The following is a 25,809-nucleotide window of genomic DNA, read 5'->3' as shown; positions in this document are numbered from 1 at the left end:
CGAAGTGAAAGCTTCGGTTTTTTTTATGCTTATTTTTTTAATTTGTTTGAAGGAGTAGGCTTGTGTGCTAAATAGACACCTACTAAAATTAGTAAAGCAGCAAAACCCTGAATATATTCAAAGCTTTCTCCATCTAATATGCCCCATATTAAAGCAACAATTGGCATTATGTAAGTTACAGAAGACGCAAAGACAGGAGTAGACATTTGTACCAGTTTAAAATACAATATTTTGGCAATAGCTGTTCCAAATACAGCCAATATTGTAACATAAAATAGTGCGTTTAATACTTTTGAATCAGTTAAATTTTCTATGTTAAAAAAGTCGGTAAAGCACAATATAAGGATTGCTGGTAGTATAATAAAAGCATAATTACCTGCAGCAATAGCTAATGGTTTTATCTCTTGTAAATGACGCTTAATAATATTAACATTAGCAGCATACATTATTGTAGATGCAATGACATAACCTGCATATAAATAATTTTGATTCGGGTTTAATTTAGCTCCTTTTAATATTAATATAGATGTACCAACGAAACCGACAATAACTCCGAGCACTTGTTTTTTTGTAGATGTTATTTTAAAAACGGCAACACCAAGTAATATAGTGTTTAGTGGAACTAAAGAGTTTAATACAGATACAACCACACTATCAATTTCGGTTTCTGCTATAGCGAAGAAAAATGCAGGAATAAATGAACCTATAAGACCAGATAGTAAAAGCCACTTCCATTTATCGGTAGGAATTGTTTTTAATTTTTTAAAACCAAAGGTTAAAAGGATTAAGCCTGTTATAATTGTTCTAAGCGCTCCGAGCTGATAAGCTGTTAAACCTAAAAGTGATTTTTTAATAAGAATAAAGGAACTTCCCCATATTATGGAGAGCGTTATAAGATATATCCATTTTAAATTAGGGTTTTTCATGCAAAAACGTATCAAGGGAGTCACAAAATTCGTTAATTATCATGTAAGAAAGAGCAATATTTATTAGTTTTAACCAAAATTTAATTAGTTAGTTCAATGAAGACATTAAGAATAACAAGTTTAGTAGCAATTATGGCTTTCGTGTTTACCTCATGTAAAAATGAAACTCAGCCAGAAGTGAAAACAGTAGAGGTAGCAGTAGCTAAAAAAGATGCTGCTAAAACTTTAGATCCAAATGCAACTTATGCAAAAGTAGAATTTGGAATTGAAGGAATGACTTGTGCAATGGGTTGTGCTAAAACTATTGAAAAGAAAATGGCTAAAATGGATGGTGTAAAATCAGCTAAAGTTGATTTTGATACGCGTTTAGCTATGGTTGAGTATGATGAAGCTAAAGTTACACCACAATCTTTGGAAGAGGCTGTAGGTAAAGTTGCAGACATTTACAAAGTTAAAGATATGCATGCGGTAAATCAGTTTGGTTCTGAAAAGAAAACTTGCGATTCTGATTGTAAAAAAGAATGTTGTGCTAACAAGGCTGATGGAGAATCAAAAGCTTGCTCTAAAGATTGTGAGAAAGAATGTTGTAAAGGTAAAAAGACAGAAGAGACAACTGAAGAAAAGGCTAAGTAGTTAGTTTAAAAAAACACAAATAATAAAAAAACGCAATCCGAAAGGGTTGCGTTTTTTATTATATAAATTTTGAATACTTAGAAAGTGGCTTTATTTAACTTGTAGCAATATAGAAGCGATTAGAAAACCACCTAAAGGCATTAGCCACAATAGGTATATAGAATTGGTATTGCGCTTAGCTTTTGCATTAAGAATGGTTCTTTTCTTTCCATTGTAACGCATCCAGTTTTTAGATATAATAAAGAGTGTAATGATTGCAAACAACACCCAAAATTTTGTTGAAGACATCATGGCTATTTTCATCTGACTAGCGAATGCTTTAAGGAATGCACCTATGGCAAGCAGGAAAGAGAGTTCTAATAGGCAAACATAAAACAGTGCTATGTCAATACTTTTTTTTCCAAAAGCTTTTTTGTAATAATTAAATATAAAAATGTAATTAGTGTCTGCAATAGATGCCATATCGGTTAGAGTTAAAAAACAAAACCTGCTAATTTTAAAATCAGCAGGTTTTGTAGGTGTATTATAATCTTAATTTGCTAAAATTTGCACATTGCTTAAATCTATAGTCGAAGATATTGTAGCATCATCACTATCATAAACAAATGCTAAAACAGCGTTACCTGTAATCATTGAAATATCGATTAAGCCAGTCTCATCATAAACATTGTTAAAGAAACCAGTATTTTCTGGTAAAGCAGCAATTTCTGAAGCCCCTATTTCAGTCCATGTAGCATCATCTGGGTTAGAACCTGTAGTATAATCATTAGAATAATAAGCTTTTAATGGTTGACCGTTGCTAAAGGCATCAGCAACTTGTAAAATAAGGCGTTCATTTTCATTAGCATCAAAATCTATTGAAGGGGAAATTAACCAGCTAATCATTTCTAATGTAATATCATCATCATAAGCAGAACCTCTTACATAGCCTTCTCCACTGTAGCTACTAGCATACCATTCATTAGTACCAAGTGTATTGATAACTTCCCAAGCACCCAAACTATTATCAAAGCCTTCTTCAAAAATAACTTCAAAATCTTCAATATCTAATAACGTACATCGAGGGTTTTCCATATTTACATCGTCAATAGTGTTAAGAGCTAAAACTAAGCTGGCACCATCAAACGTTTTACTAACTACAGCGGTAATAGATCCGTTTAAAATAGGTAAAGGCTCATTTTTAAAACTTGAGAAACTACTTGTTTCTAATATAAATTGTGGGTAAGTAAAGCCACTACAATCTTGCAAGATTCTTTGTGTATCGAAAACTTCTGTTGGATCAAAATAATTCTCTCCAGCTAAATCATCAGCAAATTCTACGTTGTCAACAGTTACCAATAAACCAACATGGTCTCCATTAATTGCAGTTAAACCTAAATTTAAAGGTGTAATAGTTTCTGTAACTGAAGACCTTAAAACTTTTTGTCTAATCTGAATTTCATTTAAGCTTGTTACTGTTGTACCAAATTGATCAGTTTCAGTTCCTCCACCAATTGTAATAACTCCGTTTCCAACGCGTTCTTCTCCGATATGAAGATCTTGTAAACTGATATAAACCTCTCTTCCTAAGTTAAATTGATTATAGGTGTCCACTTGGTTTAATATTATTTTTAAACCAGATGTTGGGTTTGTTGGGCTATCTTGAATAAAAAATTCTTTAAAAAAGTTACCTGTTTGGTCCGATGAAGTTACATAACCTTTTACATAATCATTAGTATCAACTGGTTCAATAAAATCACCTTCAGTATACATTGCTTTAACAGTCTCAAATGAAATTTCATTTCCTGTTAGTAGTAATTCTTCTAGAACTTTGTTTTCTTCATCTCCTAGGCTGCTAGGAATAGTATAATCGTCATCTTGTACACAAGATGTAATAGCAACAGAGGCTATTAAAACTAAGATGAATTTTAAAGATTTAATCGCTTTATTCATAATTTTTTTATTTGTAATTATTGAATCTATGAAACTAGTACATTTCATAATTATGATATTATTTGTTAATTTTTTTTAAAATCTTACATTTAAGTTAACGAAGTAGTTTGCGCCACGTCCGTACCAATATTTAGAGCCGAATTTTGGGTTTCCATCTGCATTGTCATCTCTTAATTGTGTGTAATTCGCATTTCTACCCTGTTCGAAACCACCAGTTTTGTATATCTCGTCTAGGATGTTACCAACACTAGCAAAAAGACTAATGTAATAATCGCCTACTTTCCAAGATTTACCACCAACAAGGTTTACTACCATATAATCACTGATTTTCTCTTGCTTTAATAATTCGGTAGCTAATTCTTCGTCGTAATCATTTAAAGGAAGTCCATCAGAATCTAAGTAGAAATTCTCTGTTCTAGTTAATGCATTTACGTCAATGTAAGCATTAGAAAAGAAATTGGCTGTTGCACCAAACCACCAGAAATTAGGGTCTCTATATTCAAAGCCTATAGAAGCAGCTCTTTGGGGGCCACCTGCAAGTTTATAATCTTTTAAATTAGCTTGTCCATAATCTATTGAACCATCTTCAGTACCAAAACTAGCAGATGTTAAATATAAATTAGGGTTGTTGTCATAAGTATATTGACCAACAGAGGCAGCACCTTTTAATTTAATTGTAGGTGTTACCTGAGCTTCAATACCAAATTCTACGCCTAAATGTTTTTTATCAATTCCTTGTAAAACTTCTTGTACAAAAGCAGAAGTACCATTGTCAGCAATATCATTACCTCCGCTAATACCATCTGCGTAATAGAATCCTACTTCATTAGCATCTTCTATTTTAGTATAAAAACCTGTAATCTTAGCATTAACTATTGGTGATCTAAAAATATAGCTTGCATCAAAAGAGGTTACTATCTCTTCGCTTATGTTTTTTACTACATTGTGGTTTTCTCTAGAGTTAGAGAATGTGTTACGTAAATTAGGAGCTCTTGTTAAATAACCACCATTAATATCAATTAAGTGTTTTCCAGATATTTTATAAGTAAAACCAGCTTTACCACCAACACCTGTAAAAGATAACTCTTCTCCTTTACCATAAGACGATGGTCTTCCTTCAAGTCCATCAAATCTACTATTTTCCCATAATCCTTCTCTTTGGTATGTTGTATTAGTAATACTACCAGATGCGTAGAAGTCAAATTTATTATACTTAAACTGTGCTTGAGCATAACCCGAAATTACTTCAGCAAATAAGTTGTAGTTGTATCTGTATTTATCACCTTCTTGAACTAATCTTCCTTCATTTCGGTTATCGTATTCAAATCCATCAAAAGAATCAATGTTTAATAAACCAACATTAGAACCTAGTAAGTCTAGAACTTCACCGAAGTTTTCAGATTTTAAATTTTTATAATTTACAGCACCATTAATGATTATGTTGTCATTAATTTCAGAAGTAAATATAGAATTAACAGTTAGTTGTTTGTCATCTGCTCTATCTTCATATAGCGCGTAAGCCGAACTAATATCATTGATGTTATTAGTAACGTTGGCGTCTATAATACGATTCCAATCTAATTGACCATCTTCTATAAATTTTTGCTCTGCTAAATAAGCACCAGCAAGATCATCTCTTTGTTCATGGTAACTAGGCAGTAATTGGTAATATGCAGCACTTGGATTTCCACCACCGCTGTAATCTAACCTGCTATTTCCTAATTTACCAAATTGGTAACCAACATTAGTGTTTAGTTTTGTTTTAGAAGAAATATCCCAATAATGGTTTAACATAAAGATAGGTTCTTCAACTTCTTTAATACGTGAGTTTTTTTGCTCACCATCTAAACTACCCCAATATTCATTATATTTAATTCCTTTTAGGTCATAAATTTCTTGAGTGTTAGGTGAAGATTTTCCTCTTCTATTTGGTGTGTAAACAGAGGTGAAGTTAATACTATGCTTGTCGTTTAATTTCTTTTCTATTGAAGCAAAAAATGAGTTAGAATCATATAAAGTTCCATCAACAAAACCTTCATCACCCCATCGTCTTCCTAGCATAAGAGCAAAAGACCATCCATCGTCTAGTAATCCAGAAGCATAACTAGCCATGGCACGATTTGTATAACTTCTATTTGAAGAAGAAAAAGTAACCCTACCTCCTTTTCTATAAGAAGAAGCTCTTGTTATAATGTTAGATGTCCCTAATACACCACCAAAGTTGTAGTCAGAAGGTGTAAGACCTGTTGTTAACACTTGGTTACGCATCATGTCGTTTAAACCTCCCCAATTACTCCACTGTGGTCTTCCGTTGTAAAGTTTGTTCATTTCAATACCGTTCATTAAAACAGAACCGTTTTCAGAATCTAATCCTCTTACTTTAAAGAATGAAGAACTAAACTCAAAGGCTGCTGTTCTTTGAAAAACATCTAATGATGAAGATAGTAATCCAGAAATATTATCTGCACCACTTGTGTCGTCATTTAATTCATCATCAGACAGTGTAATTGTAAACATGTCTTGTACATCAGATACATCGATATCTAAAGTCATATCTGTAATGTCAACTGTTTGTCCTTGATTTACAATAATAGGATAACGCTTAGTCGTATAACCTATTTTTGAAATTTTTAGAATTTGTTCTCCTAATGGTACATTATTAGAGAAGATAAACTCTCCAAAACCATCAGTTAAAGTTGTTTCTTGAGTTTCCTCAATTGTGATTGTTACATCGGGGACTGGTTCCGAAGATGCGGCGTCTTTTACACTACCTTTAATAATGGTGCTTTGCGCCATCGTAGTGAAAGAAGTTAAAACTCCAAAGAGAAAAATAATTAAACTTTTTTTCATAATTAAATTTAAGTTAATAATGTTGGATTATTAAATAATAGTTATTTAAGGCGTGCAAATCTACATTATTTATAATAAATATATACTTTTGGCTCAAGAATTTAAAGTAATTAATATTAACTTAATATTGTAAGATGAAAAGTTTGAAATTCAGTTTAATAGCTATGCTGATGGTTGTGTCAGTAAGTATGAATGCTCAGGAGAAAAAGACGTATAAAATACATACAGTAGCGTTCTATAATTTAGAGAATTTATTTGATAGTATAAACGATACAAGTATATACGACGAAGCTAGTCCTATAATGGAGATGAGCGAATCTCTTAGAGGTGAGGCGTATAGAAAAAAACTTCGTAATATGGCAAAAGTAATTGCAGATATTGGTAACGAAGATACACATAACTCACCTGCTGTAATTGGTGTTTCTGAGGTAGAAAACCGACAAGTTCTTGTAGATTTAGTTAATGAACCAGTCTTAATAGATAAAGATTACGGCATTGTTCACTTCGATTCTCCAGATAAAAGAGGAATTGATGTGGCATTATTATATCAAAAAGCACTATTTAAACCTATCGATACAAGTTCTCATGAATTACTTATATATGATGATTCTACAAGAAAACGTGTATATACGAGAGATCAGTTATTAGTTAGTGGTGAATTAGAAGGAGATTTAATTCATATTATTGTTAACCACTGGCCGTCTCGTAGTGGAGGTGAAGCTAGAAGTAGATTTAAACGTGTTGCAGCTGGTAAATTGAATAAGCAAATTATTGATTCATTACAATCTAATGATCCTTATGCTAAAATCGTGACTATGGGAGATTTTAATGATAACCCAACGAATGATAGTATGAAAAAGGCAATGAAAACTGAAGCGGAAAAAGATGAAGTAGAGCTTAAAGGTATTTATAATCCTTTTGAGAATCAATATAAGAAACAAGGATTAGGAACAACAGGTTATAGAGATGCTTGGAGTTTGTTTGATATGATTCTATTTACACAACCATTTTTAGAAAAAGATTATTCGTCATTCCGATTTTATAAAGCAGGTATTTTTAACAAGAGTTATTTAACAAACAAAGAAGGACGTTATAAAGGTTATCCTTTAAGGATGATTAATGCAGGTCTTTCAGGTGGTTATAGTGATCACTTTCCTGTTTACGTTTATTTAATTAAAGAAGATGATAAAAAATAATCGTCTATTTATATTATAAAAAAAGCGTCTATAAATAATTTATAGACGCTTTTTTTATGTTTTACTTGAAGTCTAAAACCAAATACTCCACGGTATTTTAGCTAATACTAACACTAACGCTAACGTATAAAAAATAGATAACATTTTAAATTTAGATCTAGATGTCAATTTCTTTTTGTGCTTAGAATAACCGATTGTTAATAAAGCTATCGCAATAAGCATTGTAAGTGGGTGCTCTACAACAAGGTTTCTTAATGCTTTGTTACCCATTAATTTTCCCATTCCACCAACTTGTTCTATTAATGAGAAGTAATCTTTCATAAAAAATAAAACAATTCCAAGTAGCAATTGAATGTGCATTGTTATGAGAGCAAATAGAGATAATCTAAAATCTTTAGCATCAAATTCTTTATCTCCAAAAAATTTAATAAGTGCGTTAAATGTAGCAAGTACTAATACTAAAAGTACTAAATATGCCCATTTTGAATGTATAAATTGAATAGTTCCCATAATGATAAGTTGATTTATTTCTGCAAAAATAGGGATTTACTCATGAAAGTAATTACTCCGAAATAGTAATTCGATGTTTTAATTCATTTCCTAGTTCGTCTGTAACCGTTATAATATGTTTACCAGGGCTTGGTAAAACAGCCATGTCGTGAATATCCTTTGTGCTTCCTATGTATTGATTATCAATATACCAATAGAGTTCTAACTCTGGTTTAGAATGGGCTACTTTTAAGATGAGATCGTTTATTTTTCCATCAAAATCTTTAGGTAAATAAATAGTGCTTTGTTGATTGGGATAAATAAATTCCATAGAAACGCCAGTAGATTCGGCACAATCAGACCGGTATGGAGGTAAGGATTTGTAAAAAGGGTTTTTAGTCTTGTAATAATAAGCTTGTAAAGGTGGTAATATAAACCACGCTTTGTTAGTGATATTTGAAATGGCTTCGCAAGATGAATTTACTTGATGCTGTTCAGAACTATCTAAATGGACTAATTTATGAAACGGACATGCTTGTGTTTTTTTTCCACTAGCTTGAATGTATCGCATTTCTGTATCATCACAAATAGTAGAAGCTCTATAGCCACTTTTCTTACATATGCTTACCTCTAGCATTTCGTCATAGGGTTTTGTAAACCAATTGCTCTTTGGTAATAGGTCAAAAACATCAAATAGAATAGGAGCGGCAGTTTGTACACCGACTAAACCTGGTCTTCCTTCTCCATCTGCATTACCAACCCAAACACCAACAACATAATCTTTAGTTGTACCAATTGCCCAAGCATCTCTAAAGCCAAAACTTGTTCCAGTTTTCCAAGCAATTTCTTGAGAAGAGTCGTAATATTCCCAACTTTCATCGCTTTCTGGCCGATTAACTTGTTTCATGCTTTCAAACGTTAAATATACGGATGCAGCGTCAAAAACGTATTTTTGTTTCGATAATTTTCCAAAATCAATATTTTCTTTCGAATCGAAAATGGGTTGTGTGAACTCATTTGAGTAATATTGACTAGAATTAGCGTTAAAATGGTTTAATGTAGAAGCCATACCAGCATAACTTTTACACAAGTCCCAAAGGTTGCTTTCTGCACCTCCAAGCACAAGAGATAAACCGTAATGATTGGCGTTGTATTTTAAATCTTTAAGTTGAAGTGCTTTTAGGTAATGGTAAAAACGATCGAGTCCAAACTCTTGAAGCATTCTTACTGCGGGTACATTTAATGAACGTGATAAAGCTTCGTTAGCATGTACAGCTCCGTCGTAAGTTTTGTTATAATTTTCGGGTTGATAACTTCCAAACTGAGTTGGTACATCTGCAACTAAAGTATTTGGTAATAAATCGCCAGCATCTAACATTGCAGCATATAAAAAAGGTTTTAAAATACTACCAGTACTTCTTGGTTTATCAATAATATCAACACTATTTTGATGGGCTTTATCCGTTGGAGAATTACCTATATAAGTTAGGACTTCTCTTGTTTTTACATCTAAAACTAAAACTGAAAGATTATGAATTTCGTTTTGTTTTAATAGATTATAATGCTGTTCTACAATAGTATTAGTCTGTTCTTGTAAATTAATATTAATGGTTGTTTTTACGCGTTCACCTCTATTACTTTTAGCTACTTTTTGTAACAAATGGGGTGTAATTTGTGGTAAAGGATATGGTCTTTGTGGTAAACCTTCTGCAATAGATAATTTATAGGTTAGTTCGTCGATCGTTGCGTTGTCATAAAGTTTTTTTAATAATCTATTCCGCTTGTCTAACAATCGCTTCTGATTTTTTCCAGGGTAAATTAAACTCGGGGCATTAGGTAAAACTGCTAAAGTTGCACTTTCGGCCCAAGATAAATTAGAGGCATTTCTATTAAAATAGCGCCATGCTGCTGCATCTATGCCAACAACATTTCCTCCAAATGGTGCGTGACTTGCATAGAGGTTTAAAATTTCATTTTTAGACAATCTAAATTCTAATCGTGTGGCAAGAATAAGTTCTTTAAGTTTTTCAAAGTAAGTACGTGATTGTCCTTTTCTAGAGAGTCTAATAACTTGCTGCGTTATAGTGCTTCCTCCTCGTTTTACAGATCCTGAGTTTAAATTTTGTTTAAGAGCTTTAAATATTGAAATAGGATTAAAACCAGGATGTTTGTAGAAGTATTCGTCTTCAAATTGAAGAATACAAATTTCGAATTTATCAGGAACACTATCATTAGCAGGAAAACGCCATTGGCCATCTTTGGCAATTAATGCGCCTAATAATTCATTAGATCGACTTGTAATAACTGTTGCTGTCGGATCTTTAAATAATTGCTTAGGTAAACAAAAATAAAACGTAACAAGAAGTACAACAATAATTATCGTTAGTATCTTATTACGTTTTAAGTAGTTTAACATTGTTAATTTTAGGGCTATAAATGAATGACGAAGGTATTATATATTAAATTTCTAACAACCTTTAGGTATTTCAAATTCAATAACTTTTTCTGTAATATTATTTTCAGAATCGGTAATGATGAATTTTAAAAACATGCGGTTAGTGGCTAAACCAACAGGATTAGTTTTAAGATTATCTGTGTTGGTTATTTCGGTCAACCATGCTTCGCCACATTGATCTATAATATCTGTTTTTAATTCTTCGATAGCTGAGGTTACAAACTTTTTCCAGTCATTTTCGGTATAAGTTAAAGTCTGAAATGTATTAGATGTTAATTGTTTTAAAGGTTTCCATTCCGAATCAAATTGCGTCCAATCTTTAACATCGCAAGGTGTGTTTGTATCTATAAAAGCGATACTATTCTCGTAACGTTGAAAAATACTTACATGTTTATAGTCGTTATCTACCAACACAATTTTTTTGCCTTCGGGCGAAGCGCCTAGATCAACACTAATTTTAGCAGAGTCTAACTGTTTTAAATTGTAGTTTCTTTTATAGTCTTTAGTGGCTAGATTCTTTAATTCGACATTCAACGCGTTAAAATCAAACCTTATCGTTTTAGAAATCTTAGTTGGTGATAAATACCCATTAAATACATAACCGATATGGTTTCTTGTTTCCACTTTTACCCATTCTCCACTTACCTTTTTTCCGCCATCGAGAATAACGAGTTTGTGTTCTGTTTTTTCTAATATTCCTATGGCTTCACCATAAGATAGTTTACTCAATAATTTTCCGTCTACGTCTGGTTGATCTCTAAGAGATAATCCGCTTTCTGCGGCTACATAAGCATTTTGTTGTGCTGTTACGAATGCTACACTCAGTAACATTACAATCGCTAAAATCTGTTTTGTGATTTTCATAATTTTGTGATTTAAGATTAAACATTTGTTTTAGCGGTTTTGTTTTTTAGCATGCTTGCCTTCCGGACGGCGAGTTTTTAATTTATGTATGGTTTTTTATGGTGAAGTCTTTTTCGAGTGAATTTGAAGCGCTTCAAATTTGTGTCGAGAAACAGATATATTTACAAATGTTCTCGATACAATTCTGATAAAAGATCAGAATCACTCGAATTGACGTTAAGTTAATTTTTCTTTATTTTTCAACAGTAATCCACTGTCCTTTATTTCTTACTAAATAATCATTATCGTACATCGCCTCAGCTTGTGTACCTGGTAAATAATAGGTTCCTAAGTAAGATGCGTTTAACATAACAGAGAATGTTTTAGTGCCATATCTTCCTTTTGCATTCATATCAAAATAGAAGTTTACACGATCATCTCTAATGTCTGTGTATCTAGCCTGACTTACGGTTGTATCTCCAAAATCTGTAAATCGTGTATTTACAATATCCCAACCAGAAGGGAAAATTTGGGTTAGAGCAACATCATTAACAAAATCACTTGTTAGGTTAGAAATGCTAACTGTAGCGACAAAATCTTGACCTTGTTGTAATTTTGTTACATCAATAGTATTGCCTTGTAAATCTTTATAAGTCGTTGAAATGGTAAAGCCACGTTGCTCTGCTAATTCTTCGCCTAATTTTAATTTCCCAGAGTTAATCACTCTCACATAGACTAAGTTATTTTTAGCATTGTTTATAGCAATTGCGTTGTTTCCGTCTTTAATAGAAACTGTACGTTGTGCAATAGCATTTTTAGTGTCTATAGTTTCTGATTTACCATTAATAGTATAGCTTAATTTTAAATCTTTTCCGCCATTTTTAATAACCATTTTCCCCATAGCTAATAAACTATAAGCCGTGGTTTGTGTGCTCATCCATTGGTTGCTAGATAAATCTTTAGCGATAGATTTTGCTAAATCTCTAGCTTTAGGATTACCGGTAATAATCATAGTTTCTAAAGCCATAGCTCTATTTCTGTCTACAGAACCATAAGTATAATAGTTAGATTTAGGGGGTTGAAAATCGATATTAGCCGTTTTTGAAATGGCATCACTCGCTTCCTTTTGTCCTGCTAATGCATAAGCGGCAGCTAAACGCCATTTTGCTTCGTTAGAAATTTCATCAAACTCACGTAACCTATTCATGCTTGCTAAATCTGCACTACCTGCTAAAGCCAACGTGTATAAACGGTAGGCTTGTGCTAAATCAGAATGGTAAACCTTATAACTTGGTCTCCAATCTCTAGCAGCTTGCTTTTGGTACGCAATCCAGTTGCTTTTAAAAGTTAATGGTAATACGAATCCTTTTTTCTCTGCTTCAATCATAAAATGACCTGAGTAACTTGTTCCCCAATCATTGGCTGAACTTTCTCCCATCCAATAACTCATTCCTCCGCTAGGTTGTTGAAAATTACCCAAACGCTTAATGCCTTTTTCTATGTTTTGCTGTACTTCTTTTTTCTTTTGAGCCGTTAAATCAAAGATATCACCCAAGAATAATTGAGGGAATACACTAGAGGTTGTTTGCTCTAAACAGCCGTGTGGATAACGAACCAAGTATTGTAACCTGCCTGTAAAATCCATTGGTGGTAAGGTTGAGAATTCTACGGTTGCAGAATTTGTTCCTGTAACTCCAAAAGTGGTAATATCTATATTTTGTTTGCCATTAGCTTCTAGTTCATAATCCATAACACGAGACGTATAAGGATTAGGGTTCTCTACGTCAATTTCTACTTTGTACGTTGATTTTTCACCATTTCCTGTCGCGATCACTTCCACAGTGTTTACACCTTTTGCTTTGGTAACATCTAATTCAAAATACACCATTTTTTCATCTGGTTTATCAAATTTTAGAGATTGCGTAGCGCTTCCTTTTACCGTAATTCCATCACTTAATTTTAAAGATAGTTTTACATTTTTTACTTTATTTTCCATGGCAAAAACAGTCACAGGAAGGGTTACTTTTTCACCTGGACTTAATTTACGTGGCAAAGTTGCTAATACCATTAATGGTTTTCTAACCGGAACTGATTTTTCAACACTTCCGTAAGCTTCAGTTGTATTGTTACCAGCAATAACCATAGTACGAACAGCTCCTATATAATTTGGCATTTTAAGTTGGTGTATTTTGGTTTGCCCTTTGTCTAAAAGAAAAGGTCCTAAATAGGTAACTACAGGTTTAAAACGATTTGCTTTTTTGTTTTTTCCGCCAGCTGCGCTTCCATCACCACCAATAGCAAATACCTGATCAATACTACCTGAATAAGCACCAATAACGTCATCAAAAATATCCCAGGTTTTTACACCTAAAGCTTCACGGGCATAAAAACTATCCCAAGCATTTGGGGTTTTAAAACGTGTTAAATCTAGTAAGCCTTCTTCAACAACTGCAATGGTATACGTCATGGCTTTATCATTCTTTTCAGAAACTTCTATTTTATAAGATTGCTCTGGTTGAATAACATCTGGCATGTCTATTACAGGCTCTAATTTTGTTGCTGGATTTTCTACCATCATCGGAATTACACCGTATAAACGAATTGGTAAATCGTTAGAAGTGGTGGCATGTGGTTGCAATAATGAAATATTGATAAACACATTAGGTGCCATTTCTGGTGTTACCGGAATATCAACAGTAGTCTCACCTTTATTTGTTTTTACCCATTGATGTTGCAATACTTCAGAGCCGTTTTCAATACTAACTAAAGCTCTTCCTTCAGAACCAGAAGGGAACGTTAATTTAGCCGTTTCACCAACATTATATTTTTCTTTATCTGTTGAAAACACTAACATTTTAGCAGCTTCCTTGTCACCTGAAGGGTTTGTAGACCACCAGTTTTTATAGAAATAAGCCGTTTTACCTGTCGCATGTCCGCTTACAGGATCTACAACTCTAATTAAATAACGACCGCGTTCTTCTTCGGGAATGTTAAGTTTGAAATTAGCTTTACCGTTGGCACCTGTATTTACTGAAAATGTTTGAACAGGTCTGTGGTAACTGCTAGATACGTAGCTCGATAAGTCATCGTAAGAAGAATTCCACCACCAACGCCATTCAATTTTATAAACTTTTACTTCAACATTTTCTCTTTGTACAGGTTTGCCTTCAGCTGTTACAGTCGCGATATCAAAAATTTGATTTTCATCGGTAAAATAAGAACCGTAGTTATTTCCTTTTGGTGATTGCAAACCAACAAAACTTTCATAAGGTGCGTAAGGCATGCTAAAAGCATCGAGTGAAAAATCACCTCCGTTTTCAAAAGCTCTAACTAAAAATTGAGCTGTTAGCATTCCTGGTGCATTTCTGCCAATATTTAGTCTAGAGTTAATTGTTGCATTACCTTCTTCGTCTAAATTACCTTCAAAAACATTAGTTTCTTCAGAATCAAAGGTTCGTGTAGGATCGTTAAAAACATAATTTTTATAGCCTTTAAAACTTGTTGAAGTCGATGCAAATTTTACTTTAACTTCAGCTTTTAAGTTTTTTGCAGGTGCACCATGCAGCCAAGTCACGTTTAAGTCTCCTTGAAGTGGTTGGTTATTGTTTAAAATCTCCTTTTCGAAATCTATTTTTATTTTAAGTCGGTTTGGTTTTACAGTTTCAATTTTTAAACTTTTTGAAAATGTAGCACCACCAACAGAAACCGTTGCATTATAGTTTCCGGTTTTGTAATCGGTTGAGGTCGGAACTATAAAATCATAGAAATGATTGAGGTTATCTATAGAGATTTTTCTGTAAACTAATTTTCCAACAGGATCTGTGATTTCTAATTTTACAGGATGACGTTTTGGTAATTTATTGGCGTTGTCATTCAACATGAAAGTTAAAAATAAGCTATCACCAGGTCTCCAAACACCACGTTCTCCATAGATGTAACCTTTTAATCCGCGTTGAAGCTTGTTTCCAGAAACATCAAACTTACTTAGAGATAGAGAATTTCCGTCCTCTAATTTTATATAGCTTACACTTTTACCTTTGGTTGCTGTGGCAAATGAAGCTTTATTTTTAGCATCAATTTTTAATATTCCTTGGTCATCTGTGGTTCCATTGGCTAATTCCTGTTGTTGGTAATTATATAAAGTGATTTTTGTATCACTTTCTGGTTTTGTGTTTAAAATGTTGGTTACCGCAAAGAAATAATTATTGGCTGTGCCTTGTTTAGAAATTATACCAAGATTAGAACTAATGATGTTTTGAGAGACAATATGGCCTTCGTAGTTATAGTAAGAGTTTGTACAAGGATTTTCTCTATCTCTCCATCTGTAATTGGTGTTTCTGTAGCTATAGCTTAAGTTGTCCCAATAGCGTTCTTCAAGTTGGTCTTCTTCCGCTTCTGATAAATCTTCTGAAGCATAATAATCGTCATCATAATAATCATCGTAATAATCGTCCTCTTCAATATTAGTTGCAGTTGCATTTGAGTCACAGTTATATAAAGAGTATTCCTTTTTAAAACTTAATTCTACCCTGTAAATAGCTCCAGGGTCTGATGTAAGATATTTAGATAAATCGATGCTATAAGCTTTCCATTTTCCTGTGTTTTGGTTTTCTTCTTGAATTAAAGTTATAGTTTCTTTAGCAATACGTCGTCCAACTTTTTTAATTGAATATTGATTATTGTCATCAATATTATAATCTTGTAAAAACTGAAGTACGTTATCTTCAAATATTTTAATAATCCTAACATCTACTTTACTTAAGCTAACAGCTTCAAAATTGAATTTTAAGTTGTCTGAATTTGGAAGAATTGTTCCGTTACTGATTAATCTAACTTGAGGTTTTAATTCTTCAAAAGTTAAGGTTTCAGAAAAAGTATTCTTTAATTTAAAACCATCTGTGCTTTTTATACCTTTAAAGACTTCAACTAATATGTCTCCAGTTAATTTTGTGTTCGGATAAACCTTTAATACGTTTCCATCTACAATATATTTTGGATTTCTAACGCCTTGAATAGATACTAATCCTGCAAAATTTTGTTGCTTTAATAAGGGATCCGAAAAGTTTAAAGATAAAAATTGCTCAGGGCTTTGAATGATATTGGTATTTACAATTGTAAAATTATTCTTACCAGGAATTGTTATCGAATTTTTACCTTTATTTTCTGCTTTTATAGCTTTTCCATCCCATTGTACATCAATATTACTGTCTTCTAATAATCTATTGATGCTGTCAATTTTAAATTCAAAGAATTTTGAATTTTCATTAGCTTCATTCCATGCTAGCTTTAAAGATTTAGAGTTTTGAGAAGCAGATACTAATTGTTTCGCTTGTTTTAGTGAAATAATATCGGCAGAGCGCAGTTGGGCATGAAGATATTGCCACTCTTTACTGTAAGATTGTAAGTTTTGTGTGGTAACAATAAAACTAGGTGTAATAGTTTTGAATTGAAAAGTGTAATCTTCAAATTCTGAAGGTATGTCCTTGTAGATGTCACTTAAATCTACATTTACCGTATATTCTGTTGCTGATTCTAAATTTTCATCTGGAGTAAAAAGAAGCGTGTGATTATTCATGGCTTTTAATTCTCCTTGAACATGAGGAGTAATTTTTACCAATTCAGCAGGCAATGTTTTATTTATTTCCCATCCACTAACTGAGTCTGATAAACTAATTTTTATTGGGTCTGCAACAGAAACTAGTCCAGATGTGGTGTAGCTGATATAATCTTTGTATTTAAAAATATTATCAGTTTCTACAGTTTTGTCTTTACAAGAAAAAGCAAAAGCTAGAATAAAAAGTAGGATAAGGTGTTTTTTGATATTCATGATGATGTTTATAATTAAAGGCTTAGCTAAATAAAGGTAAGTTTATTCTTGTTAAATAAGTACGCTAATTTTTTAGTATTTAGACTTATTGCTTTTGTTAAATAACTCTTAAAGTTTGTTTTTGTGTTTAAATGAGTTAATCAAATCAAAATTGTTTCACTATACAAAGTTATTTTTTTATAAATAATACAAGTAATTTTTACCAATTTAATGTTTCTGTTTAATTGCACTTCAAAGTTACATGATTAAAGAGAGTTGTGTTTCGACTAACTAACATTTTATTAGTAACTTCGTGAAGAAACTAAATAATTTATAAAAAATAAGCAAATATGGAAGCAGTAGCTACCGATTTCGGAATAAAAGAAGCCTTAAAGCAGTTAGGTGTTGCAGCTATAAATGAAGGGTCTTCAACGGGTTCTAATAATTTTTCTAATGGAGAAATTATTGAGTCATATTCTCCTGTGGATGGCAAATTAATAGCTAAAGTAAAAACGACAACAAGAGCGGATTACGACAAAGTGATGGATGCAGCAACTGGTGCATTTAAAATTTGGAGAGATGTACCTGCTCCACAACGTGGTGAAATTGTTCGTCAGTTTGGAAATAAATTAAGAGATTTAAAAGAACCATTAGGGAAATTAGTGTCTTACGAAATGGGTAAATCTTTGCAAGAAGGTTATGGAGAGGTTCAAGAAATGATTGATATCTGTGATTTTGCAGTGGGTTTATCACGTCAATTAAATGGACAGACCATTCCTTCAGAACGTCCAGGTCACGTAATGAGAGAGCAATGGCATCCCATTGGTGTGGTTGGTATTATTTCTGCATTTAACTTCCCAGTAGCAGTCTGGGCTTGGAATACAGCTTTAGCATGGATTTGTGGGGATGTTTGTGTTTGGAAAGCTTCTGAAAAATCATTGTTATGCTCTATAGCATGTCAAAATATTATTGCAGGCATTTTAAAAGAAAACAATTTACCAGAAGGCATTTCTTGTATCATAAATGGAGATTACAAAGTTGGTGAAATGATGACTACAGATACTAGAATTCCCTTAGTTTCTGCAACAGGTTCTACTAGAATGGGGCGTATTGTTGGTACAACAGTAGCGGAACGTTTTGGTAAATCTTTATTAGAATTAGGAGGAAACAATGCTATTATAATTACGCCAACTGCTGATTTAAAAGTTGTAGTTCCTGGTGCTGTATTTGGTGCTGTTGGTACTTGTGGGCAACGTTGTACATCGACACGTCGATTAATTATTCACGAGTCGGTTTACGATAAAGTACGTGATGCTATTGTTGGTGCTTACGGACAAATTAAGATTGGTAATCCGTTAGATGAAAACAATCACGTTGGACCATTAATAGACAAAGATTCTGTAAATACGTATTTAGCTGCTATTGAAAAAGCAAAAACAGAAGGAGGTAATGTTTTAGTTGAAGGAGGTGTTTTAGAAGGTGAAGGTTTTGAAAGTGGTTGCTACGTAAAACCAGCAATTATTGAAGCTGAAAATCATTTTGAAATTGTACAACATGAAACATTTGCTCCAATATTATATTTAATGAAGTATTCTGGAGAAGTTGAAAATGCAATTGGGAAACAGAATGGTGTAGCTCAAGGTTTGTCATCAGCCATTATGACTAACGAAATGAAAGAAGCAGAGAAGTTCTTATCTTATGCTGGTTCAGATTGTGGAATTGCTAATGTAAATATAGGAACTTCTGGTGCCGAAATTGGTGGAGCATTCGGTGGTGAAAAAGAAACAGGAGGTGGGCGTGAGTCTGGTTCTGATGCTTGGAAAGTTTACATGCGTAGACAAACAAACACAGTTAATTACTCTGATGAATTACCATTAGCTCAAGGCATAAAATTTGATCTTTAAGCAAAGGTTAAGTTTTTAAAATGATAAAAGCCACATCGAAAAGATGTGGCTTTATTTTTTTACATTGTGAGACGCGACCTTTTCATATAAATGACATCTATAACTTGAAGGGGTAAAATTATAACTATGAATATTAAATTTCTTGTCATTATTTGTTTGCTATTTTCTTTTTATAGTTGTGAAACTAAATTTGAAGATGATATTAGAATCCTTGTAAAAGGCAAAGTTGTTGATGGTTTTGGTGTGCCAATTGCTGGTGCAGAGGTTGGTGTTTATACGCAAAGAGGGAGGGGGGCTTTTTTTGCTCCAGGACCTAGTGGAAGTGATCAATATAATTTAGGAAGAAATTTTAGCGATAGCAATGGGGATTTTTCAGTAGTTTCTTTGTTTGACAACGATGCTGATTTTTCAATAGAAATTGATGCTGGGGATAGTTATTCTAAGTATAATTATTATACAAATATTATAGACTATGTACCGTCAGATTTAGTTTTTAATCTCGAAACTATTGAATTAAAAACGATAGGAATAGTTAATTATAATATTTCTAGAATTAGTGGTGAGGGCAATACGTTGTCTTATTCGCTTAAATATGAAAATGTATATTTTGAAGCATATTACGAAGAAGGAATTTTAGTTGAAGGTGAAAGTTATTGCTATGAAGATGTTTTTGAAAGCTGGATACTGAATGATATTAATTCAGATAGAGAAAGTACTTTAGTCACAACCGTTGGTTCTACTATAGAATTCATTTATTCCATTAACGATCAACCGGAAATAATAGAAACCTTTATAATTAACGAGCCTACTTATGAGTTTACATTTACTTATTAAAAAGATCATTGCTCTGCTATGTTTAATGCTCAGTCTTTTTGCTTCGGCACAAGACGAAGATAAGCTAGATTCTAAAAATGAAGCAGCAGCAGAGTCATCTATATTTAGCTCTAGGGAAAGACAAACGTTTGTAGTGTTGTCTAATGGTTTTAATCTGCCTATTACAGCTGGTAATAACTTTATTGGTCAAGGTTTAGAAGGGAATTCTGGTTTAGATTTTGGTTTTCAACTCTATCTTTATAAACAGTTTTTTATTGGTTTTTCGTTGAATTATAATTTTTTCGATGTAAAAGATCAGTCTGTCGTTGGTAATTATAAAAAAACAAAAGTAAACGAAGAGTTATTAAATATTGGTTATGAATTTTTACCTACAGATAAGCTGAGATTAGGTGTTGTAGCCTCTGTTACAGGTAGTGCACGTTTTAAAAACAAACAATCTTCGGGTTCAAACCAGGCATATCAAATAGATCATAGTCGTTTAAGTAATTATGGAATTTATATAAGGTATGAATTAAATAGCGTTGTAATGGTTTATTTAGATTATGCTTATAGTATTGCAAAAACAGACATTATGGTGCCCAATGAATTAGAAGATGTCTTTAGAAAAGGAGCTTATAACAATGTTGGTATAGGTTTGGCATTTAACATTGGGAAAAGAGATTTAATATCTAGATTTTTAAATTAGTTATTTTAAGTATTGGTTTTTAAATAAATGCGACGGTCTAGAATATCTTAAAATAAAATTCGTTTGTTGTATATAGGTGGTTGTATTTTAAATATACTTTAATTAAACGATATCAATATGACGCAGCAAGAACTTCAACATTTATTTTGGCGTGCTGGTTTTGGTGTTCATCCAAAAAAGCTTAAATCTATTTCTAAAAATAGAACAGAAGCTGTTGCTGATTTATTTAAGGATTCTAAGGCATTTTCGCCACTAACCATAGACTTGTCTTATTTAGATGGCATAAGTTCTATTGATCTTAAAAATTATCCAGAATTAGCAAAGGAGATCAATCAAAAAGGAGCAAAGAAAATTTTAGATCTCAATTATGCTTGGGTTAAGCGACTTATTAACCCAACGGAATTGTTAAGAGAGCGCATGACTCTGTTTTGGGCGAATCATTTTGTTTGTAGAGAGAGAAATCCTTTATATGCGCAACAATACAATAATACACTTCGCTATTTTGCCTTAGGAGATTTTAGAGGTTTTGTAAAAGCTGTTTCTAAAGAAGCTGCAATGCTGAGATATTTAAATGGTAAACAAAATCGAAAGAATAGACCTAATGAAAATTTTGCTCGCGAGTTAATGGAGCTTTTTACGCTAGGAGAAGGACAATATTCTGAGAAAGATATAAAAGAAAGTGCACGGGCATTTACAGGGTATAATCATGATTTTGAAGGGGGTTTTATTCATAGAGAGTCTCAACGAGATAATGAATCTAAAGTTTTTTTAAATAGAATAGGGAAATATGATGGAGATGACATTATTGATATTATACTAGATGATAAAAAATGCGCGCGTTTTATTTCAGATAAAATTTATCGCTATTTTGTGAATCCTACACCAAATAAAAAATATATTGAAGCTATGACAGATGTGTTTTTTAAAGATTATAACATTGAAAACCTAATGCGTTTTGTATTTCTATCTGATTGGTTTTATAAAGAAGAAAATATAGGTTCAAAAATAAAATCACCTGTAGATTATTTGGTAGGAATGATAAATACAGTGCCTATTCAGTTTGAAAAAGAAAAAGACGTCTTAAGAATTCAAAAAATTCTAGGTCAAACCTTATTAGATGCACCAAATGTTGCAGGTTGGAAAGGAGATAAGTCTTGGATTGATGCCAATACTATTATGGTACGTTTAAAATTACCATCAACACTACTGAACAATGCATTAATTTCTACAGGTGAAAACAGGGAATTATCAAAAAAAGCATTATATAAAAATAAAGGGAAATTGCCTTTTAAAACAACAGCTGATTGGACTGCTTTTTTAGAAAATTTTGCAAGTGCTACAACCAAAAACCTTGAAGAATATCTGATACAAGGAACTATTTATAGCGGGACTTTAGACTATTTAAAAACCATGAATACTTCCTCTAAAAAAGAGTATTGTATTCAACTAATGTCTTTACCGGAATATCAAATGTGTTAATTATGGATAGACGAAAATTTATTAAGAATTCAGCATTAGCGAGTAGTTTGTTTTTTGTTCCCAAGTTTGTAAAAGCATTCGAATCTATTGCCTCAGAGCGGTTGGGTTATAAGCGTTTGGTTATTATTCAATTAGGGGGTGGTAACGATGGGCTTAATACCATTATTCCACATAATAATGATTTGTATTATAAAGCCAGACCAAAATTAGCGATTACCAAAAACATCATCAAATTAAATGACGATTTGGGTTTTCATCCTAGTTTAGGTCCGTTGCGTGCTTTGTATGATAACGGAGAATTATCCATTATTAATAATGTAGGTTATCCCAATCCTGTGCGTTCGCATTTTAGATCTATGGATATTTGGCAAACAGCAAGTAATTCCGATCAATATTTACAAAGTGGTTGGTTGGGGCGTTTTTTAGATCAACATGGTAAAAAACCTTACAATGCGATAGAAATGGATGAGCAACTTAGTTTAGCTATGAAAGGCGAACACTTTAATGGAATTGCGACGAATGATTATAAAGTACTTTATAATACATCCAAGGATCCTTATTTTAAAAAAGTGCTTGATCACTATAATGATGCTCATTTAAGTGAACATAATTTAGGATATCTGTATCAGACTATGATTGAAGCAAAATCTTCTGCCAATTATATTTTTGAAAACACTAAAGTGCAAGCGTCGCAAACAACTTATCCTCAAAATAGATTTGCTAAACAGCTTAAAAATGTGTCTCAATTTATTAATTCTGATTTGGATACTAAAGTGTTTTATACATCTTTGAATGGATTTGATACGCATGCTAACCAAAACAACAGACAAACTAAGTTGTTGTCCCAGTATGCGGAGGGTGTTGCTGCTTTTGTAGAGGATTTAAAAAGCAACGGTACTTTTAAAGATACATTGTTATTAACGTTTTCAGAATTTGGCAGACGAGTAAAACAAAATGCAGCTAATGGTACCGATCATGGTTCTGCAAATAATGTATTTGTAATTGGTAAGAATTTAAAGCAAGCTGGTTTTTATAACAATCTTTCTAGTTTAAGTGATTTAGATAAAAATGGAGATTTAAAATATAGTGTAGATTTTAGATCTGTTTATGCGACTATCCTTTCGCAATGGATGGACGTTTCGTCTGAAGGTATAATTCCAAGCAAACAAGAATTATTAAAATTTATATAAGCACAAGTAATTTTTTTAATTGAAAAACTCAGTTGTTTAGCTGTATTTAACTTTTCTAAGTATTCTAATCGTTTCTTTGTAAGCTATATATAGTTTTAGGCTGTGGTTTTTAATATGAGGTTTTGCTATTTCTAATTTTAATAAAGCATTTTCAAAACCATTTAAATAACAAATTAAATAGCTAGCAGCTAAATCCTTTAGGTCTTCTTCTTCATTGGGTTTTAATGGGCTATTTTTTTGAAGCTTTTTTAAAATAGTATTATTGGAATTGTAAATGTGATGCAATACTTTTTTGTCATATTGTGGTGGTTCAAATATCAATTTAGCTTCGATAGAATAGTTCGCATTATCACTAAATTGAATAATTTTTTCTTCTAATTTATAGTATTTAAAAGATTGATGCAGCCCTAGCCTTACATATTCAATTATTTTAAACGAATTTTCTGTATAAGAAATAGCTACTTCATCTAAAGCAGAATAAAATAGAAGAACTTGTTCATTTACCAATTCAATATCAACTCTAGAAAAGAAGGTTTCTTCATTTACTTGTTTTTTTGCACCAGACCAGCAGAGCACAAAGTATTCTTTAAAAACTTTGTATTGCGGGTTGAAATCTTGACGTTTATTCATAAAGTCAAACACACCATCAAGCGTTAATTGAATGTTGTTTTGAGCATTGTTCTCAATCGCAGCAACAATTTTAGAATTGACATCTTTAATTTTAAGGTCAAAAACTTTAGGCATGCTAATACTGCCATCTCTAAAAAAGACAGAACCACCATAATACTTCCATATATTTTTTCTTAACGATGTAATGTTATCTGTTGGTCTAATCGTAACTAGGCCAACGACTTTGTTTTCTGGTAAATGAGGAAAAGGAATATTTTCATATTGTACAATAGGTGGATTGGTGAGGTAAGCATTAATTAGGTTTTGAATTTTACTATCGTCAAAAAAGTCGACACCAATAATTTTGTTGTCTTCATCTTCAACCCCAATTACAATGTAAGAATTGTTTTCTGGATTGCTGTTAGAGAGTGCACAGATGTGCTTTAAAAACTTTCCTTTTCCTTCTTTAAACCCGATATCAATCTTTCGCTTTTTGTCATAAAAACTGTTCTCATCATTATGAGCAAGCAGGTGTTTTATGAGAAGGCGTTTATTGATCATGGTTACTTCTTATAAAATTAAAAATCTCATTATTAAAGTAATTCGATTTCTTTTTTTAGGTTTTCTCTGGCTTGTTTTTCAAATTTAGTTTTAAACCTTTCTGTAAAATATAGCGAATCTCTTTCTAGAAATTGTTTGAGAACTTTTTTTCGTCCAGGTTTATAAAGAATATCAGGATAGATTTTGTATTCTTTCCTTATAGATTCCGTGTAGCTTTTGTAGGTCTCCCAATCGGATCCTAAAATAGATAGATCTAAATCTAATAAATAAGCGTTATCTGTGTTTTTATTTAAGGCTAATTGGTGCTTTTTAGTCGAAATGATTAGTGCTTTTATCTTTTCAATCTTAAAATCATCAATCTTTAATGTTTTCAGGGCTTTCTCACAGTAATTGGCACTTTGCTCTTCGTTGTCTTTATGGGTTGATTTATAAATAATATCGTGATACCAAATAGCAAATTTTAGAGCGTTTAAATCTTCAATATCATTTTTGAAGTCTTCTAATTGAAGCAACATATTGCAGAGGTGAGATAGATTGTGGTAATGCCTATTTTTAGAGGTATAATGATTCTCAATATCTACCCAAGTAATTTTGGCTAAAGAATTGTTTGTATAATCTAAGACTAATTTATTCCATTCATTCTCTAGCCAATAATTCATTACAATTCCTTTTTTACAATTGTAGAGCTTGCTTGCGCTGTACAAAACATTAAAATATCTGCAATATTTACATGTGCAGGTCTAGAAATTGCAAAATAAATAACATCAGCGACGTCTTCGGGCTGCAATGCTTTGTAACCTTTATAAACGTTGTCTGCTGCGGCATTTCCTTTAAATCTTACTTCTGAAAATTCAGTCTCTACCAAACCTGGATTAACGGCACCTACTTTTATTCCGAATGGATTTAAGTCAATTCGCATGCCTTCGGTTATAGCTAAAACAGCATGTTTACTTCCACAGTATACATTTCCGTTAGGGTAAACTTCTTTTCCTGCAGAAGAGCCAATATTAATAATATGTCCCGATTTGCGTTCTGTCATTCCAGGGATAATGGCTTTGCTAACATAAAGTAGTCCTTTAACGTTAATATCCATCATGGCATCCCAATCGTCTAAATCACCAGTTTGTATAGGGTCTAAACCATGAGCGTTTCCGGCATTATTAATTAAGATATCTATGTTTTTAAATTCTTTTGGTAGTGATGCAATAGCTTCTAAAGTTTGTGTTCTGTCACGCACATCAAAATTTAGAGTATGTACATCGGTTTCTTTAGATAAAGCCTTTTTTATGCTGTCTAATCGCTGTTGGCGACGGCCGCATAAAACTAACTTAATGCCGTGTTTAGCAAATTCATGAGCCGTTGCTCGTCCAATTCCGCTTGTTGCTCCAGTAATTAAGGCAACTTTTTTTGTGTTCAT

General features: G+C 32.4%; 18 protein-coding genes. 7 read left to right on the top strand and 11 right to left on the bottom strand.

The window, feature by feature from the left end; genetic code table 11:
• Positions 1–29: 29 nt before the first annotated feature.
• Complete coding sequence (locus HM985_RS05865) at positions 30–926, bottom strand: DMT family transporter (RefSeq protein WP_179375350.1); 897 nt, start codon at positions 924–926, stop codon at positions 30–32.
• 96 nt (positions 927–1,022) lie between these two features.
• On the opposite strand from HM985_RS05865, the gene HM985_RS05860 reads away from it, so the two are divergent.
• Positions 1,023–1,559 (top strand): cation transporter, encoded by a 537-nt coding sequence (locus tag HM985_RS05860; protein ID WP_179375349.1) that lies wholly within the window; start codon positions 1,023–1,025, stop codon positions 1,557–1,559.
• Between the two features lie 90 nt (positions 1,560–1,649).
• On the opposite strand, the gene HM985_RS05855 is transcribed toward HM985_RS05860, so the two are convergent.
• The 3 genes from HM985_RS05855 to HM985_RS05845 form a co-directional block, all read right to left on the bottom strand.
• Positions 1,650–2,021 (bottom strand): hypothetical protein, encoded by a 372-nt coding sequence (locus HM985_RS05855; RefSeq protein WP_218843374.1) that lies wholly within the window; start codon positions 2,019–2,021, stop codon positions 1,650–1,652.
• Positions 2,022–2,090: 69 nt separating this feature from the next.
• Positions 2,091–3,491, bottom strand: a complete 1,401-nt coding sequence (locus tag HM985_RS05850; RefSeq protein WP_179375348.1) for a DUF5689 domain-containing protein — start codon at positions 3,489–3,491, stop codon at positions 2,091–2,093.
• 75 nt (positions 3,492–3,566) lie between these two features.
• A complete protein-coding gene (locus HM985_RS05845; protein ID WP_179375347.1) occupies positions 3,567–6,341 on the bottom strand; it encodes a TonB-dependent receptor in 2,775 nt (924 codons plus the stop codon).
• Positions 6,342–6,475: 134 nt separating this feature from the next.
• Here HM985_RS05845 and HM985_RS05840 point away from each other — a divergent pair, with 134 nt between their 5' ends.
• A complete protein-coding gene (locus tag HM985_RS05840; protein WP_179375346.1) occupies positions 6,476–7,537 on the top strand; it encodes an endonuclease/exonuclease/phosphatase family protein in 1,062 nt (353 codons plus the stop codon).
• A gap of 72 nt (positions 7,538–7,609) precedes the next feature.
• Here the strand turns inward: HM985_RS05840 and HM985_RS05835 are convergent, their stop codons facing one another.
• From HM985_RS05835 to HM985_RS05820, 4 genes are all read right to left on the bottom strand, one after another.
• Positions 7,610–8,050 (bottom strand): hypothetical protein, encoded by a 441-nt coding sequence (locus HM985_RS05835; protein ID WP_179375616.1) that lies wholly within the window; start codon positions 8,048–8,050, stop codon positions 7,610–7,612.
• A gap of 49 nt (positions 8,051–8,099) precedes the next feature.
• Entirely contained in the window at positions 8,100–10,442 is a 2,343-nt protein-coding gene (gene pbpC, locus HM985_RS05830; protein ID WP_179375345.1) for a penicillin-binding protein 1C, read from the bottom strand.
• A gap of 51 nt (positions 10,443–10,493) precedes the next feature.
• Positions 10,494–11,345 carry an SH3 domain-containing protein gene (locus HM985_RS05825; RefSeq protein WP_173587444.1) on the bottom strand — a complete coding sequence of 284 codons (852 nt, stop codon included), beginning with the start codon at positions 11,343–11,345 and terminating at the stop codon, positions 10,494–10,496.
• 232 nt (positions 11,346–11,577) lie between these two features.
• Positions 11,578–17,151 (bottom strand): alpha-2-macroglobulin family protein, encoded by a 5,574-nt coding sequence (locus HM985_RS05820; RefSeq protein WP_179375344.1) that lies wholly within the window; start codon positions 17,149–17,151, stop codon positions 11,578–11,580.
• Positions 17,152–17,480: 329 nt separating this feature from the next.
• Between HM985_RS05820 and amaB the strand changes: the two genes are divergently transcribed.
• From amaB to HM985_RS05795, 5 genes are all read left to right on the top strand, one after another.
• Positions 17,481–19,034 carry an L-piperidine-6-carboxylate dehydrogenase gene (amaB, locus tag HM985_RS05815; RefSeq protein ID WP_179375343.1) on the top strand — a complete coding sequence of 518 codons (1,554 nt, stop codon included), beginning with the start codon at positions 17,481–17,483 and terminating at the stop codon, positions 19,032–19,034.
• A 126-nt stretch (positions 19,035–19,160) separates the two neighbouring features.
• Entirely contained in the window at positions 19,161–19,868 is a 708-nt protein-coding gene (locus HM985_RS05810) for a peptidase associated/transthyretin-like domain-containing protein (protein WP_179375342.1), read from the top strand.
• A complete protein-coding gene (locus tag HM985_RS05805; RefSeq protein WP_179375341.1) occupies positions 19,846–20,553 on the top strand; it encodes a hypothetical protein in 708 nt (235 codons plus the stop codon). Before HM985_RS05810 ends, HM985_RS05805 begins: the two co-directional genes overlap by 23 nt.
• A 117-nt stretch (positions 20,554–20,670) precedes the next feature.
• Positions 20,671–22,032 carry a DUF1800 domain-containing protein gene (locus tag HM985_RS05800; RefSeq protein ID WP_179375340.1) on the top strand — a complete coding sequence of 454 codons (1,362 nt, stop codon included), beginning with the start codon at positions 20,671–20,673 and terminating at the stop codon, positions 22,030–22,032.
• 2 nt (positions 22,033–22,034) lie between these two features.
• Positions 22,035–23,222, top strand: coding sequence for a DUF1501 domain-containing protein (locus HM985_RS05795; protein ID WP_179375339.1), 1,188 nt, complete (start codon positions 22,035–22,037; stop codon positions 23,220–23,222).
• A 36-nt stretch (positions 23,223–23,258) separates the two neighbouring features.
• On the opposite strand, the gene HM985_RS05790 is transcribed toward HM985_RS05795, so the two are convergent.
• Genes HM985_RS05790 through HM985_RS05780 form a run of 3 tightly spaced genes read right to left on the bottom strand, consistent with a single transcriptional unit; the run spans position 23,259 to position 25,809 of the window.
• Positions 23,259–24,392, bottom strand: coding sequence for an ATP-binding protein (locus HM985_RS05790; RefSeq protein ID WP_179375338.1), 1,134 nt, complete (start codon positions 24,390–24,392; stop codon positions 23,259–23,261).
• 32 nt (positions 24,393–24,424) lie between these two features.
• Positions 24,425–25,051, bottom strand: a complete 627-nt coding sequence (locus HM985_RS05785) for an HD domain-containing protein (protein ID WP_246284959.1) — start codon at positions 25,049–25,051, stop codon at positions 24,425–24,427.
• Complete coding sequence (locus HM985_RS05780; protein ID WP_179375337.1) at positions 25,051–25,809, bottom strand: SDR family NAD(P)-dependent oxidoreductase; 759 nt, start codon at positions 25,807–25,809, stop codon at positions 25,051–25,053. The genes HM985_RS05785 and HM985_RS05780 overlap by 1 nt, the downstream gene beginning before the upstream one ends.

The sequence above is a fragment of the Winogradskyella wichelsiae genome, assembly GCF_013403925.1.
In the GTDB taxonomy this organism is placed as follows: domain Bacteria; phylum Bacteroidota; class Bacteroidia; order Flavobacteriales; family Flavobacteriaceae; genus Winogradskyella; species Winogradskyella wichelsiae.
This window is presented reverse-complemented; position numbering and strand designations above follow the sequence as displayed.

Excerpts from the sequence above, each read along its gene's own strand:
- HM985_RS05795 (WP_179375339.1), top strand. The coding sequence starts at position 22,035 with ATGGATAGACGAAAATTTATTAAGAATTCAGCATTAGCGAGTAGTTTG.
- HM985_RS05780 (WP_179375337.1), bottom strand. The coding sequence starts at position 25,809 with ATGAACACAAAAAAAGTTGCCTTAATTACTGGAGCAACAAGCGGAATT.
- HM985_RS05820 (WP_179375344.1), bottom strand. The coding sequence starts at position 17,151 with ATGAATATCAAAAAACACCTTATCCTACTTTTTATTCTAGCTTTTGCT.
- HM985_RS05855 (WP_218843374.1), bottom strand. The coding sequence starts at position 2,021 with ATGGCATCTATTGCAGACACTAATTACATTTTTATATTTAATTATTAC.
- HM985_RS05865 (WP_179375350.1), bottom strand. The coding sequence starts at position 926 with ATGAAAAACCCTAATTTAAAATGGATATATCTTATAACGCTCTCCATA.
- HM985_RS05860 (WP_179375349.1), top strand. The coding sequence starts at position 1,023 with ATGAAGACATTAAGAATAACAAGTTTAGTAGCAATTATGGCTTTCGTG.
- HM985_RS05805 (WP_179375341.1), top strand. The coding sequence starts at position 19,846 with ATGAGTTTACATTTACTTATTAAAAAGATCATTGCTCTGCTATGTTTA.
- HM985_RS05825 (WP_173587444.1), bottom strand. The coding sequence starts at position 11,345 with ATGAAAATCACAAAACAGATTTTAGCGATTGTAATGTTACTGAGTGTA.
- HM985_RS05810 (WP_179375342.1), top strand. The coding sequence starts at position 19,161 with ATGAATATTAAATTTCTTGTCATTATTTGTTTGCTATTTTCTTTTTAT.
- HM985_RS05790 (WP_179375338.1), bottom strand. The coding sequence starts at position 24,392 with ATGATCAATAAACGCCTTCTCATAAAACACCTGCTTGCTCATAATGAT.
- HM985_RS05840 (WP_179375346.1), top strand. The coding sequence starts at position 6,476 with ATGAAAAGTTTGAAATTCAGTTTAATAGCTATGCTGATGGTTGTGTCA.
- amaB (WP_179375343.1), top strand. The coding sequence starts at position 17,481 with ATGGAAGCAGTAGCTACCGATTTCGGAATAAAAGAAGCCTTAAAGCAG.
- HM985_RS05800 (WP_179375340.1), top strand. The coding sequence starts at position 20,671 with ATGACGCAGCAAGAACTTCAACATTTATTTTGGCGTGCTGGTTTTGGT.
- HM985_RS05850 (WP_179375348.1), bottom strand. The coding sequence starts at position 3,491 with ATGAATAAAGCGATTAAATCTTTAAAATTCATCTTAGTTTTAATAGCC.
- HM985_RS05785 (WP_246284959.1), bottom strand. The coding sequence starts at position 25,051 with ATGAATTATTGGCTAGAGAATGAATGGAATAAATTAGTCTTAGATTAT.
- HM985_RS05845 (WP_179375347.1), bottom strand. The coding sequence starts at position 6,341 with ATGAAAAAAAGTTTAATTATTTTTCTCTTTGGAGTTTTAACTTCTTTC.
- pbpC (WP_179375345.1), bottom strand. The coding sequence starts at position 10,442 with ATGTTAAACTACTTAAAACGTAATAAGATACTAACGATAATTATTGTT.